Genomic DNA, 13542 nt, shown 5'->3' on the forward strand with positions numbered 1-13542 from the left:
TTTTACCCCTCCATTAATAATAATTCTGGATTATTTAATAAGCGTTTAATGTGATTCATAGCGTTTTGACCAGTTGCACCATCAATTTGTCTGTGGTCGAAGCTTAATGATAATGCTAATACTGGAGCTGCTACAATTTCACCATCTTTAACGATAGGTTTTTGAGCAATACGGCCAATACCTAAGATAACTACTTCTGGGTGGTTGATAACTGGAGTGAACCATTGTCCACCAGCTGAACCGATATTACTGATTGTGCATGAAGCACCTTTCATTTCTTCAGATGTTAATTTACCATCACGAGCTTTAACAGCTAATTCATTGATTTCATCTGAAATTTGGAAGATTGATTTACGGTCTGCATTTTTAACTACAGGCACTAATAAACCTCTTTCAGTGTCAGCTGCAATACCGATATTCCAATAATGTTTGTGTACGATTTCGCCAGCTTCTTCGTTGAATGAAGTGTTAAGTGCTGGGTATTTTTTAAGTGCAGAAACAAGTGCTTTAACAACATATGGTAAGAATGTTAATTTAGTACCTTGTTCAGCTGCGATTTCTTTGAATTTCTTACGGTGATCCCATAAGTCTTGAACATCAATTTCGTCCATTAATGTTACGTGAGGTGCAGTATGTTTAGAGTTAACCATTGCTTTCGCAATTGCTCTACGCATAGCAGGGATTTTTTCAGTAGTTTCAGGGAAGTCGCCTGCTGGTACTGATTGAGTTTGAGCTGCTGAAGCATCTTCAGTTGAAGTTGCTGCTGCGCTTTCGTTTGAAGCAGATGCTGCTTGTGCACCGCCACCGTTAACATGATTATCAATGTCTTCTTTAGTGATGCGTCCATTTTTACCTGAACCAGCTACAGCTTTAATGTTGACGCCTTTTTCACGAGCGTATTTACGAACAGATGGCATAGCTTTGATTTGTCTATTTTCATCTACTTCTTCATCTTGTGAAGCTGATGCTGCTGGAGCTTCTTCTTTAGCTTCCTCTTGAGCAGGTGCTTCTTCTTTAGATGAAGCATCGTCATCATGACCACCTTTGAATTGCATTTCTTCTGCATCAGGTGCATCAATTTTAACGATTACGTCACCTACTACTGCTACAGTACCTTCGTCAACTACAACTTCTTCTACTGTACCGCTAACAGGAGATGGGATTTCAACTACAGATTTATCGTTTTGAACCTCTGCTAATACATCATCTTCTTCAATTGTATCTCCGGCTTTAACAAACCATTTTACAATTTCACCTTCGTGGATACCTTCACCAATGTCGGGTAATCTAAATTCAAATGCCACGTTCTTGTCCTCCTAAGATTTTATATTCATTCATTAAATTAAATTTATAACATAGAGCAAGGACATAATAATGTTAAACATCATCCAATTATTATGTCCTATATCTCTAATGTACACTTAACTATTGACATACAGAGTAAAAAGTAAACATTTTACTTACTAACCTTCTATATGCTAACTAACATTTTAAAATTAAACTGATTGATATTATTAGAATTCTAAAGTAGCTTTAGCTTGTTCAATAATATCGTTTTTGTTTGGTAACCAAACATTCTCAGCTTGAGTGAATGGGTAAACTGTGTCAGCAGCAGCTACACGTGCGATTGGAGCTTCTAATGAAAGAATTGCACGTTCAGCTAATTCAGCAGCTACAGTAGCACCAACACCAGCTTGACGTTGAGCTTCTTGAACTACTACAGCACGACCAGTTTTTTCAACTGAAGCAACTAAAGTATCGATATCGATAGGTTGAACAGTACGTAAGTCGATGACTTCTACTGAGTAACCTTCTTTTTCTAATTCTTCAGCAGCTTTTTCAGATTCTTGAACCATTGCACCGTAAGCGATTAATGTGATGTCGTTACCTTCTTTTTTCACATTCGCTTTACCTAAGTCAATTGTATATTCTTCTTCTGGAACTTCTTCACGGAATGAACGGTATAATTTCATGTGTTCTAAATATACAACTGGATCATTAGAGCGAATAGCAGAAAGTAATAAACCTTTAGCATCATATGGGCCAGAAGGAATTACTACTTTGATACCAGGTGATTGAGCTAAGATACCTTCTAAATTATCTGCGTGTAATTCAGGAGTGTGTACCCCACCACCAAATGGTGCACGGATTGTTACAGGTGCTACTTTAGAACCACCTGAACGGAAACGTGTACGAGCGATTTGACCAGCAACTGAGTCAAATACTTCAAATACGAAACCAAGGAATTGGATTTCCATTACAGGACGGAAACCTTCAACAGTTAAACCAAGAGCTAAACCACCAATACCTGATTCAGCTAATGGAGTATCGAATACACGGTCTTCACCGAATTCTTTTTGTAAACCTTCAGTAACACGGAATACACCGCCGTTAACACCAACGTCTTCACCGAAAACTAATACGTTTTCGTCATTTTGCAATTCAGTTTTAAGCGCATTGTTAATCGCTTGAACCATTGTCATTTGTGCCATGGCTTATTTCGACTCCTTCTCTTTGTAAATTTCATATTGTTCAGCTAAGTTTTGAGGCATTTCTTCATACATGATGTCCATTAAATCAGTAACTGTTTGTTTTGGAGTATTGTCAGCCTCTTTAATAGCTTTCTTGATGTCGTCTTTAGCACGTTCGATAACTTCGTTTTCTTTATCTTCATTCCATAAACCTTTGTTTTCAAGGAATTTTCTGAAACGTACTAATGGGTCTTTTTTCTCCCAATCAGCGTCTTCATCTGAAGTTCTGTAACGAGTTGGATCGTCCCCAGCCATTGTATGTGGACCATAACGATAAGTCATAGTTTCGATTAATGTTGGACCTTCACCATTAATTGCACGTTCACGAGCTTCTTTAGTAGCTTGATATACAGCTAAAGCATCCATACCGTCAACTTGGATACCAGGGATACCTACTGCAATTGCTTTTTGAGCTAATGTTGTTGCAGCAGTTTGTTTACTACGTGGAGTTGAGATCGCGTAGTTGTTGTTTTGAATTACAAAGATTGCTGGAGCTTTGTAAGCTGAAGCAAAGTTAATACCTTCATAGAAGTCACCTTGTGAAGAACCACCGTCACCAGTGTAAGTAATAGCTACAGCTTGTTTACCACGTTTTTTAAGACCGAATGCTACACCAGCAGTTTGGATGTATTGTGCACCGATAATGATTTGTGGACTGAATGCATTAACGCCTTCAGGGAATTGGTTACCTTTGAAGTGACCTCTTGAGAATAAGAAAGCTTCAGTTAAAGGTAAACCGTGCCAAATGATTTGTGGTACATCACGGTAACCAGGTAAGATGAAGTCTTCTTTTTCTAAAGCATATTGAGAAGCTAATTGTGAAGCCTCTTGTCCTGCTGTTGGAGCGTAGAAACCTAGACGACCTTGTCTGTTTAATGAAATAGAACGTTGGTCAAGGATACGAGTCCATACCATTCTTTCCATTAATTCTACTAGTTGTTCATCAGTTAAATCAGGTACTAAGTCTTCATTTACGACATTACCATTTTCGTCCAAAATTTGAACCATTTCAAATTTCGACTGAGTATCATTTAATACTTTTACTGCATCGAATTGGGCTTGTAACTTAGGAGCCATTCAATTCACCATACCTTTCCCATATAATAGAAATTCATTTTATCCTCTCATAGTGTACCACAATTTATTTGTACTGTTAAATATTTTAATAAAGTTCTGTATTACTAAAAAAAGATACAGATTTTTTAAACTGTATTAGTGACAATTACACTACTGTATTAATAGATATACTATGAAAGTTGATCGACATCTTGTTTTTCTTTATTTACTGTATTCATCGCTTTAGAATAGTGTTTGAATTTCTTTTTGAAATTATCTTGTGCTTTATTTAAAGCGTCATTTTTTTCATCCACTTGAGATTGAGTGATGCCATCTTGTTTTATTAATTCGAATAAATCTTTTTCTTTATTTAATACATTTTTGTAGGCTTTAGTATAATCATCATGCGCTTTATATTTATCTTTAACCGCATCATCTAATTGCTTAACTTCTTTTCGCTTATCATCACTTTTTATTTCTTTAATATGAGATTGTCCTTTTTTAAATTGTTTCTCAGAATCTTCAATTGTAGAAATTTCATCGTTAAATGTGTTCTCTCGTTGTTTGATGTTATCGAGAATGTCATCAGCTGCTTTTTTACGTGTTTCATCATTATTGCTGTTTGCTTTTTTGTATAAATCTTGTTTTTTCACTTCAAGATCATTTAGCTTTTTGCTTGTGCTTGTAATTCCTTGCTCTTTTTCAAAAGCTTTTTGAATATTATCATCATAAGCGCGTACTTCTTTTTTATCAGTCGTACAACCTGCTAATAAAATACTTGAAGCGGCTGCTACAGCAAGTGTTTTACGTAATTTCATTAATTGTTATCCTCCTCGTAGTGATTCGAATGTAATATTATAAAAAGATAAGTTATAAATCAAATAAAATCAGATAATGTACTTAACAACCTCTAATCTGTTATATTTTATTATAAGGAAGGTGTATGACATGTTAACTATGAAAGATATTATAAGAGATGGTCATCCTACATTACGTGAGAAAGCTGAAGAAGTAAAACTACCACTCTCTGATGAAGATAAAAATACATTACGTGCTATGCGTGAATTCTTAATTAATAGTCAAGACGATGAAATTGCTAAAAAATATGGGTTACGTTCTGGTGTAGGTTTAGCTGCGCCTCAAATTAATGTCTCTAAACGTATGATTGCTGTTTATTTACCAGATGATGGTGAAGGTAAATCATATGACTATATGTTAGTAAATCCTAAAGTAATGAGTCATAGCGTTCAACACGCTTATTTACCTACTGGTGAAGGTTGTTTAAGTGTTGACGAGAATATTCCAGGGCTAGTTCACCGTCATTATAGAGTGACTATTAAAGCTTACGATATCGACGGTAATGAAGTTAAATTGAGACTTAAAGGCTACCCAGCTATTATATTCCAACACGAAATTGATCATTTAAATGGCATTATGTTCTACGATTATATCGATAAAGATCATCCATTAACGCCATTACCAGATTCAGTAGAAGTATAATTGATACATTTATATGCTTAATATATTTTTAAGGAGCGTGCTTTCTTTGAAAATATATTAGGCGTTTTTTTATGCTAGCTTTCAGTAAAATGAGTAGTTATATATAATTTCAGGCTAAATATAAACTGCTTTATTTATTTAGATACATAATGTAAAATGAGTATTAACTGACAAGATAGTTTAATACTATTTTTCAACTAATGAACGAAATTAATCACTACTCTGTGAACAATAATAGTAACAAAGTAAAATAATTATTAATCGCTTAAATTTATCGAATATATATTATTAAAATTGAATTTTTACTTACTTAGCATTCAATATTTGTATTAAATTGAAAATAAAAATAATCGATGTACTTTGCTATACTCAATTGTTTAACTAGAGTCGCATATTAATATATTTTAGGAGGAATTATTCATAATGGCAGTATTTAAAGTATTTTTTCAACATAATAAAGACGAAGTAATCGTTCGTGAAAATACAAGTACAATTTACGTTGAAGGTGAAACTGAAGAACAAGTTAGACGTTATTTAAAAGACCGCAATTATAACATCGAATTTATTACTAAATTAGAGGGCGCACATTTAGAATATGAAAAAGAACACTCTGATCATTTTAATGTGGAGAATGCTCAATAATGAAACAACTACATTCTAATGAAGTAGGTGTATATGCTCTAGGTGGTTTAGGCGAAGTGGGTAAAAACACTTATGCCGTAGAGTATAAAAATGAAATCGTTATTATCGATGCTGGTATTAAATTCCCAGATGATAATTTATTAGGTATCGACTATGTGATTCCAGATTACACTTACTTTGAACAGAACCAAGATAAAATTGTCGGTCTGTTTATCACTCATGGACACGAAGACCATATAGGTGGTGTGCCCTACCTATTAAAGCAAATTAATGTACCTATTTATGGTGGTCCATTAGCTTTAGGTTTAATTCGTAACAAGTTAGAAGAACATAATTTATTACGTAGTGCTACACTACATGAAATCAATGAAGATAGCGTGATTAAATCTAAACACTTTGAAATTTCATTCTATTTAACTACACATAGTATTCCAGAAGCATATGGTGTCATTGTAGATACACCAGAAGGTAAAATCGTTCACACTGGTGACTTTAAATTTGACTTCACTCCTGTCGGTGAACCAGCTAATATTGCTAAAATGGCAGAATTGGGTAAAGAAGGCGTATTGTGTTTACTTTCTGACTCAACAAATGCATTAGTACCTGATTTCACTCTAAGTGAAAGAGAAGTTGGTCAAAACGTTGATAAAATTTTCCGTAACTGCAAAGGTCGTATTATTTTTGCAACATTTGCTTCTAACATTTATCGTGTGCAACAAGCAGTTGAAGCGGCAATTAAGTATAATCGTAAAATTGTAACTTTCGGTCGTTCAATGGAAAATAATATCAAAATCGGTATGGAATTAGGCTATATTAAAGCACCACCTGAAACATTTGTAGAACCAAATAAAATTAATAATATTCCTAAACATGAACTATTAATCTTATGTACTGGTTCTCAAGGTGAACCAATGGCGGCGTTATCACGTATTGCCAATGGTACACATAAACAAATTAAAATTATCCCTGAAGATACAGTAGTATTTAGTTCATCACCTATTCCAGGTAATACTAAAAGTATCAATCGTACAATCAATGCTTTATATAAAGCGGGTGCAGATGTTATTCATAGTAAAATTTCTAACATCCACACATCTGGTCATGGTTCTCAAGGTGACCAACAATTGATGTTACGATTAATTCAACCTAAATACTTCTTACCAATTCATGGTGAATATCGCATGTTAAAAGCACATGGTCAAACTGGTGTTGATTGTGGTGTTAAAGAAGACAACGTCTTTATCTTCGATATCGGAGATGTTTTAGCACTTACACACGATTCAGCACGTAAAGCCGGCCGTATTCCTTCAGGTAATGTTCTTGTAGATGGAAGCGGTATTGGAGATATCGGTAATGTTGTTATTCGTGATCGTAAGTTACTTTCTGAAGAAGGTTTAGTTATTGTTGTAGTAAGTATCGATTTCAATACTAATAAATTACTTTCTGGTCCTGATATTATTTCACGTGGTTTTGTTTACATGCGTGAATCAGGTCAACTCATTTACGATGCGCAACGTAAGATTAAAACAGATGTTATTTCTAAATTGAATTCAAATAAAGATATTCAATGGCATCAAATTAAATCTTCAATCATTGAAACATTGCAACCATATCTATACGAGAAGACAGCTCGTAGACCAATGATTTTACCAGTTATTATGAAAGTTAATGAAGATTAATTATTATAAATAAATTATAAGCACGATATAGACATGTTTTTTGAACATGTACTATACCGTGCTTTTTTTCCTTTACTAGTGTTTTTATATCCTATTTTAACGTACAATTTTCTTTTCAAAACGATTTAAATCATTATCGTGACCAATCATAATGAGTATATCTCCAAACTCAATATTCATATTTGGATCTGGTGACACGATAATCTCCTTGCCTCGTTTAATCGCAATAATATTAATTCCAAACTGACGACGAATATCTAAATCTATAATAGACTGTCCTGTCATCTTCTCACTTGCTTTCAATTCAACTAATGAATGCTCATCCGCTAATTCAAGATAATCTAATACACTTGCACTCGCCACGTTATGCGCAATACGTCGTCCCATATCTCTTTCTGGATGCACTACTGTATCTGCCCCGATTTTATTTAATATTTTAGCGTGATAATCATTTTGAGCTTTAGCCGTAACCTTCTTAACCCCTAATTCTTTTAAAATTAAGGTCGTCAACGTACTCGATTGAATATTTTCCCCAATTGCTACAATTACGTGATCAAAGTTACGTATACCTAAACTTTTCATTACCGCTTCATCTGTAGTATCAGCCACCACTGCATGCGTAGCAATATCACTATACTCATTCACTCTTGCTTCGTCTCTGTCAATTGCCATAACATCCATATCAAGCGCATTTAGTTCTCTTACGATACTACCGCCGAAACGCCCTAGACCTATAACAACATATTCCTTCTCCATACCGTAGATACCCCTATCTTCTATAAAAAATAGGAGCCAAGAAAGCCTATTCCATGTTTTGAAAAGTAAACACACTCACTTCAAAACATAAATTAAACTTATCTCAGCCCCTTCATTATTGTAGTTATTTCTTGCCTTCGACATACGATTTATCGAATACAAATAATCTCAATAATAATATTAACGATGGAACTAATAAAAGTAAACCTAAAATAAACACGATAACAAGTGCTAGTCCCATTGATGAATTGACGCCTGAATCTGTAATTTTAATGTATGGATATAAAATGTAAGGTAACTTGCTCATACCATAACCATAAAAAGCAAAAGCCATTTGTAAAATAACCATAATAAACGCTAAACCATGATATTTTTTCATTAAGTTTAATACACCAGCAATTAAGAAAAAGATAAAGCTAATGGCAAACATCCACCAATAATTCGTAACTGCATTATAGAAATGGTTTGAGTTTTGAATTCTTAATGAGAGGAACACAAATAATGAAATAATAATCATTGGTGGTCCCCAAAACATAAACCATTGACGCATAAACGAATATGCTATGTCATCTTTAGCTTTAGCTGCATAATAAGTTAAGAAACCAGATGAAATATATAATACACTGATAATTGCTAAAAATACCACTGACCAAGCAAATGGACTTAAGAGTAATTGGACCCAGTCTAAATCAATGTGTGAGCCTCTTTGGTTAATATAACCACCTTCAGATATAGTTAATACGGTTGCTAATGAAGCTGGAATTAATAATCCCGTCACCCCGTATAAAAAGATCCACGGTAATTTCGTATCTTGACCATAATGTTCAAAAGCATAAAAACTACTTCTAATTGAAATAAGCACTAACGCAATTGAGCCAGGTACTAATAGCACTGTGCCTAAATATAGGGCAGAATCTGGAAAGAATCCGACAAAACCTACAAAGAAGAAGACAAAGAATACATTTGTAACTTCCCAAACTGGATTAAGATAGCGTTCAACAAGGTGGTTAATCTTTTTTTCTTCTCCAGTTAATTTAGTATGCAATGTGAAAAATCCTGCACCAAAATCAATTGAAGCTACAATAATATAGAAAAATAAGAATGTCCATAATACAACAATACCAATACTAGTATAATCCATTATGCTTGACCTCCTTTTTCAATGACTTTATCTACATCATCTTGGGCTGGTTTATTTTTAAACATACGTAATAAGACGTAAGCCGAAGTAAATAACAGAACTAAATATAACAATCCAAACATAATTGTAACTAATGTAATTCCACCAGCTTGTGTAGCTGCCTCACTTACGCGCATATAGCCTCGAACTATCCATGGCTGTCTACCCATTTCAGTTAAAAACCAACCAAATTCAATAGCTAATAACGACGCAGGTCCTGTTAGTAATACTGCATATAATAAACCTTTGTTCAGTGTAAACTTGCGTAATTTTTTAAAGATTAATGTAAGTAAAAATAGCCCTGAAACGATAAAACAGAATATACCCATTGAAACCATTAAATCAAAGAAGTAATGCACAATTAAAGGAGGTAAATCATTTTTAGGAAAATCATTTAACCCTTTCACTTTTGTATTAATATTATTATCAGCTAAGAAGCTTAACATACCAGGAATTTTAATCGCACCATGAACTTCTTGTGTTTTATCATTTAATACACCGAAAAATACTAAATCAGCTTTAGATTGTGTATCAAAATGCCATTCATAAGCGGCCAATTTCTCAGGTTGTACTTTATGAAGAAATTTCGCTGACATATCTCCAGCAAGCATTGCAAGTAAAGTATTTATAAAACCAACGATCATTGTCATTTTCAATGCTTTTTTATGATAGTCAGCATCTTTACTAAATTTATTCTTCAATAATTTAAAAGCAGCAATAGCAGCTAAAAGAAATGCCATTGTCATACCAGCTGTAGCGACTACATGAAATGCTCTAACTAAAAATGAGGGATTAAACATTGCTTCAAATGGTTGTACATTAACCATTTTGCCATGTTTCATTTCGAATCCAGCTGGTGTATTCATAAATGAGTTAACTGATGTAATGAAGAAAGCTGAGAATGAACCACCTATTATTACTGGAATACTGATAAGAAAATGTATCCATTGATTTTTGAAACGATTCCATGTGTATAAGTATATACTTAAGAAAATAGCTTCAAAGAAGAATGCAAATGTTTCCATAAAGAGTGGTAAAGCTATAACATGCCCACCTAATTTCATGAAAGTTGGCCAAATCAATGAAAGTTGTAAACCAATAATTGTACCAGTAACTACCCCTACTGCTACTGTAATCGTATAACCTTTCGACCAACGTTTGGCTAATGCGATATATTTAGGATCTTTATTTTTAATCCCTAAAAATTCTGCGATGGCAAACATTAACGGCATACCTACACCAATGGTAGCAAAGATGATATGAACCGCTAATGTCATACCCGTTAGAAATCGACTAATTTCAACAGAATCCATATATTAATCACCTTTTTCTTTATATTTAAGATTTATGTTTTTAGAAACAATTGCTTTAAATTATATTACTTTCATTTTTCTACCTAAATTGTTTTGCTTAATCTTCATAAATTTTTAACAATGTATTTCACATAATTTTCACAGTTTGCATTTCTTAGATATATTTTATATAGTAATTTCAGTTGAAATAATTGACAAAAAGGAGTGTTAATCAATGTCTTCAATCACGATTTACACACAAAATGATTGTCCGCCTTGCACTTTTGTTAAAAATTATTTAAGCGAACATCATGTAAGTTATGAAGAAAAAAATATTGCTAAAGACGAATATCGACAAGAAATGATGAACTATGATGCATTTGCAACACCATTTATACTTTTAAATGATGAACCTATGTACAATGTTGATATGGAAAAGATTAATAAAGCTTTTAATATTGAGAACTAGTCCCTTTAATAAATAATTTTCATCAAAAAACGTCGCACATCTAGTCTGTAAAGTTAACTCTTGATGTAAAACGTTTAAAACAAGAAAAGCACCTTTGTCTAATGTCAAATTAAACAAAGGTGCTATTTATATAATTATTTAGAAATATTATTTACTAAATCTTTAACTTCATCTTGTGTAGCACAATTAATTGCACGATGTGCTAATTCTGCCATTTCATTTTTACTTAAACCATTAATTTGTCTTCTAGCTTTTAAGATAGATGTTGCACTCATAGAGAACTCATCTAATCCTAAACCTAGTAATAATGGAATAGCCGTTTCGTCTCCAGCCATTTCACCACACATACCAGTCCATTTACCTTCTTTATGAGAAGCTTCGATAACTTGTTTAACCAAGCGTAAAATCGCTGGATTATATGGTTGATATAAGTAAGAAACACGTTCTGACATACGGTCAGCGGCCATAGTGTATTGAATTAAATCATTCGTACCAATACTGAAGAAATCAACTTCTTTAGCAAATACATCTGCTAAAGCAGCAGTTGATGGAATTTCAACCATGATACCTAATTCAATTTCATCTGACACTTCATGACCTTCGTTTTTAAGTTTATCTTTTTCATCTAAAAGAATCGCTTTTGCATCACGGAATTCATTAATAGTTGCTACCATTGGGAACATGATATTTAATTTACCGTATGCAGACGCACGTAATAATGCACGTAATTGAGTTCTGAAAATATCTTGTTGATCTAAGCATAAACGAATTGCACGATATCCTAAGAATGGATTCATTTCTTTAGGTAAATTTAAGTAAGGTAATTCTTTATCCCCACCAATATCTAAAGTACGCACAACTACACGTTTATCTTTCATAGTTTCAAGCACTTTTTTATAGGCTTCAAATTGCTCATCTTCAGTTGGCATTTGATCTCTACCCATGTAAAGGAATTCAGTTCTATATAAACCAATACCTTCAGCGCCATTTTCCATTACGCCATATAAATCATCAGGCGTACCGATATTCGCAGCTAATTCAGCATGTTCGCCGTCAACTGTAACAGTTTCTGCGTCGCGTAATTTTTGTAATTCTTTCTTATCTTCAAAGAAACGTTCACGTTTATTTTGATAAGCAATTAATTCGTCTTCAGTAGGATCAATGATTACGTCACCAGTTGTACCGTCAACAATAATCATGTCGCCTTGTTTCACTTCATTAGTAATTGATTTAGTACCAACTACAGCAGCAATTTCTAATGAACGACTCATAATTGCTGAGTGACTAGTACGTCCACCAATATTAGTAACAAAGCCTTGAACAAATTCTTTATTCAATTGTGCAGTATCAGAAGGTGTTAAATCATTTCCGACGATAACTACACTTTCATCAATCATACTTGGGTTAGGTAAATCAACACCTAAAAGATGTGCTAACACACGTTTAGAAACGTCTCTAATATCTGCAGCACGCTCTCTCATGTATTCATTATCCATTGATTCAAAGATTGTAATAAATTGCGTAGTGACTTCGTGTAATGCTTCTGGAGCACTTGCTTTTTCATTCGCAATTTTATCTTCGATTGGTTGAATTAACTCAGGATCATCAAGTACTAATAAATGTGCATCAAAGATAGCAGCTTTATCAGGACCTAATTGTTTCTCAGCGTTATTTCTGATTTTAGTTAACTCAATTTTAGAAGCTTCTAACGCATTTCTAAACTTTTTAATTTCAGCATCAGTATCAGTGACTTTTTCATTCGTAAATGATAAATCTGGCTCTACTAATAAGTATGCTTTAGCAATTGCAACGCCATCAGACGCTGCAATACCTTTAATTAAGTTTGACATAATTATTCAGTTAAACCTTCTTTAGATAAGACATCACTGATAGCTTGAATTGCGTCTTGTTCGTCGCTTCCGTCAGCATAGATAGTGATTTCAGCATCTTTACCTACACCTAAACTCATAACACCCATGATAGATTTTAAGTTAACTTTTTTACCGTTGTATTCTAATTGAATATCTGAATCAAATTTTGATGCAGTTTGAACTAACATAGTTGCAGGACGTGCATGAATACCAGTTTCATCGATAATTACATAAGATTTTTGTTCCATAATCTATTTCTCCTTCGCAAAGTTAGAATATTCAAATTTATCATAGTCTAACATAATTTTATAACATAACACTACCAAAATATAATAGCGAATTCAATTCTTATACGATTGAAACCCTATTATAATGGTAAATGATATGACTAGACAAGCAATTCAGACTGTCAATAAACTTCAATATCAATATTAATACTTTCCTATTTAAAATTAATATTTCTACTTAAATATCGCCAATCTGTTGCTTGCTATTATTTTGTTAATAAATTCAATCAATATTATAATTGTTATCTTATTAACACTTTATATTAATTATACTACAAC

The 13542-nt window shown here is 33.3% G+C and carries 13 protein-coding genes; 4 read left to right on the forward strand and 9 right to left on the reverse strand.

What is annotated here, in order from left to right; all coding sequences use genetic code 11:
- Positions 1–2: 2 nt before the first annotated feature.
- The 4 genes from LIX58_RS00715 to LIX58_RS00730 all read right to left on the reverse strand — a co-directional run bounded on the left by LIX58_RS00715 (position 3) and on the right by LIX58_RS00730 (position 4405).
- Positions 3–1304: a dihydrolipoamide acetyltransferase family protein gene (locus LIX58_RS00715; protein WP_154837908.1), complete on the reverse strand. Its 1302-nt coding sequence runs from the start codon at positions 1302–1304 to the stop codon at positions 3–5.
- A gap of 210 nt (positions 1305–1514) precedes the next feature.
- Positions 1515–2492 (reverse strand): alpha-ketoacid dehydrogenase subunit beta, encoded by a 978-nt coding sequence (locus LIX58_RS00720; RefSeq protein WP_103297106.1) that lies wholly within the window; start codon positions 2490–2492, stop codon positions 1515–1517.
- A gap of 3 nt (positions 2493–2495) precedes the next feature.
- The gene (gene pdhA, locus LIX58_RS00725; RefSeq protein WP_126565367.1) at positions 2496–3608 is read right to left on the reverse strand and encodes a pyruvate dehydrogenase (acetyl-transferring) E1 component subunit alpha; all 1113 of its coding nucleotides are present in this window, start codon (positions 3606–3608) and stop codon (positions 2496–2498) included.
- A gap of 170 nt (positions 3609–3778) precedes the next feature.
- Complete coding sequence (locus tag LIX58_RS00730) at positions 3779–4405, reverse strand: YkyA family protein (protein ID WP_226386000.1); 627 nt, start codon at positions 4403–4405, stop codon at positions 3779–3781.
- Between the two features lie 130 nt (positions 4406–4535).
- Between LIX58_RS00730 and def the strand changes: the two genes are divergently transcribed.
- From def to rnjA, 3 genes are all read left to right on the forward strand, one after another.
- On the forward strand, positions 4536–5087 hold the full coding sequence (gene def / locus LIX58_RS00735) for a peptide deformylase (RefSeq protein WP_126565365.1): 552 nt from the start codon (positions 4536–4538) through the stop codon (positions 5085–5087).
- Between the two features lie 423 nt (positions 5088–5510).
- Complete coding sequence (locus tag LIX58_RS00740) at positions 5511–5729, forward strand: DNA-dependent RNA polymerase subunit epsilon (RefSeq protein ID WP_126565364.1); 219 nt, start codon at positions 5511–5513, stop codon at positions 5727–5729.
- Complete coding sequence (gene rnjA, locus LIX58_RS00745) at positions 5729–7408, forward strand: ribonuclease J1 (RefSeq protein WP_154837912.1); 1680 nt, start codon at positions 5729–5731, stop codon at positions 7406–7408. The genes LIX58_RS00740 and rnjA overlap by 1 nt, the downstream gene beginning before the upstream one ends.
- A gap of 96 nt (positions 7409–7504) precedes the next feature.
- On the opposite strand, the gene LIX58_RS00750 is transcribed toward rnjA, so the two are convergent.
- The 3 genes from LIX58_RS00750 to LIX58_RS00760 all read right to left on the reverse strand — a co-directional run bounded on the left by LIX58_RS00750 (position 7505) and on the right by LIX58_RS00760 (position 10657).
- Positions 7505–8164 (reverse strand): potassium channel family protein, encoded by a 660-nt coding sequence (locus LIX58_RS00750; protein ID WP_126565362.1) that lies wholly within the window; start codon positions 8162–8164, stop codon positions 7505–7507.
- 124 nt (positions 8165–8288) lie between these two features.
- A complete protein-coding gene (locus LIX58_RS00755) occupies positions 8289–9305 on the reverse strand; it encodes a cytochrome d ubiquinol oxidase subunit II (protein ID WP_154837914.1) in 1017 nt (338 codons plus the stop codon).
- Positions 9305–10657 carry a cytochrome ubiquinol oxidase subunit I gene (locus LIX58_RS00760; RefSeq protein WP_154837916.1) on the reverse strand — a complete coding sequence of 451 codons (1353 nt, stop codon included), beginning with the start codon at positions 10655–10657 and terminating at the stop codon, positions 9305–9307. Before LIX58_RS00760 ends, LIX58_RS00755 begins: the two co-directional genes overlap by 1 nt.
- A gap of 214 nt (positions 10658–10871) precedes the next feature.
- Here LIX58_RS00760 and LIX58_RS00765 point away from each other — a divergent pair, with 214 nt between their 5' ends.
- Entirely contained in the window at positions 10872–11105 is a 234-nt protein-coding gene (locus LIX58_RS00765; RefSeq protein WP_154837918.1) for a glutaredoxin family protein, read from the forward strand.
- Between the two features lie 134 nt (positions 11106–11239).
- Here the strand turns inward: LIX58_RS00765 and ptsP are convergent, their stop codons facing one another.
- Positions 11240–12955, reverse strand: a complete 1716-nt coding sequence (ptsP, locus tag LIX58_RS00770; protein ID WP_154837920.1) for a phosphoenolpyruvate--protein phosphotransferase — start codon at positions 12953–12955, stop codon at positions 11240–11242.
- Positions 12956–12957: 2 nt separating this feature from the next.
- Positions 12958–13224, reverse strand: coding sequence for a phosphocarrier protein HPr (locus LIX58_RS00775; protein ID WP_103297095.1), 267 nt, complete (start codon positions 13222–13224; stop codon positions 12958–12960).
- Between the last annotated feature and the right edge of the window lie 318 nt (positions 13225–13542).

It is taken from the genome of Staphylococcus sp. Marseille-Q1834 (genome assembly GCF_916858875.1).
Taxonomy (GTDB): Bacteria; Bacillota; Bacilli; order Staphylococcales; family Staphylococcaceae; genus Staphylococcus; species Staphylococcus pragensis.

Bases quoted from the DNA above. Each gene is read 5' to 3' on its own strand.
- LIX58_RS00720 (WP_103297106.1), bottom strand. From the start codon at position 2,492: ATGGCACAAATGACAATGGTTCAAGCGATTAACAATGCGCTTAAAACT.
- LIX58_RS00765 (WP_154837918.1), top strand. From the start codon at position 10,872: ATGTCTTCAATCACGATTTACACACAAAATGATTGTCCGCCTTGCACT.
- rnjA (WP_154837912.1), top strand. From the start codon at position 5,729: ATGAAACAACTACATTCTAATGAAGTAGGTGTATATGCTCTAGGTGGT.
- LIX58_RS00755 (WP_154837914.1), bottom strand. From the start codon at position 9,305: ATGGATTATACTAGTATTGGTATTGTTGTATTATGGACATTCTTATTT.
- def (WP_126565365.1), top strand. From the start codon at position 4,536: ATGTTAACTATGAAAGATATTATAAGAGATGGTCATCCTACATTACGT.
- LIX58_RS00760 (WP_154837916.1), bottom strand. From the start codon at position 10,657: ATGGATTCTGTTGAAATTAGTCGATTTCTAACGGGTATGACATTAGCG.
- ptsP (WP_154837920.1), bottom strand. From the start codon at position 12,955: ATGTCAAACTTAATTAAAGGTATTGCAGCGTCTGATGGCGTTGCAATT.
- LIX58_RS00730 (WP_226386000.1), bottom strand. From the start codon at position 4,405: ATGAAATTACGTAAAACACTTGCTGTAGCAGCCGCTTCAAGTATTTTA.
- pdhA (WP_126565367.1), bottom strand. From the start codon at position 3,608: ATGGCTCCTAAGTTACAAGCCCAATTCGATGCAGTAAAAGTATTAAAT.
- LIX58_RS00750 (WP_126565362.1), bottom strand. From the start codon at position 8,164: ATGGAGAAGGAATATGTTGTTATAGGTCTAGGGCGTTTCGGCGGTAGT.
- LIX58_RS00740 (WP_126565364.1), top strand. From the start codon at position 5,511: ATGGCAGTATTTAAAGTATTTTTTCAACATAATAAAGACGAAGTAATC.
- LIX58_RS00775 (WP_103297095.1), bottom strand. From the start codon at position 13,224: ATGGAACAAAAATCTTATGTAATTATCGATGAAACTGGTATTCATGCA.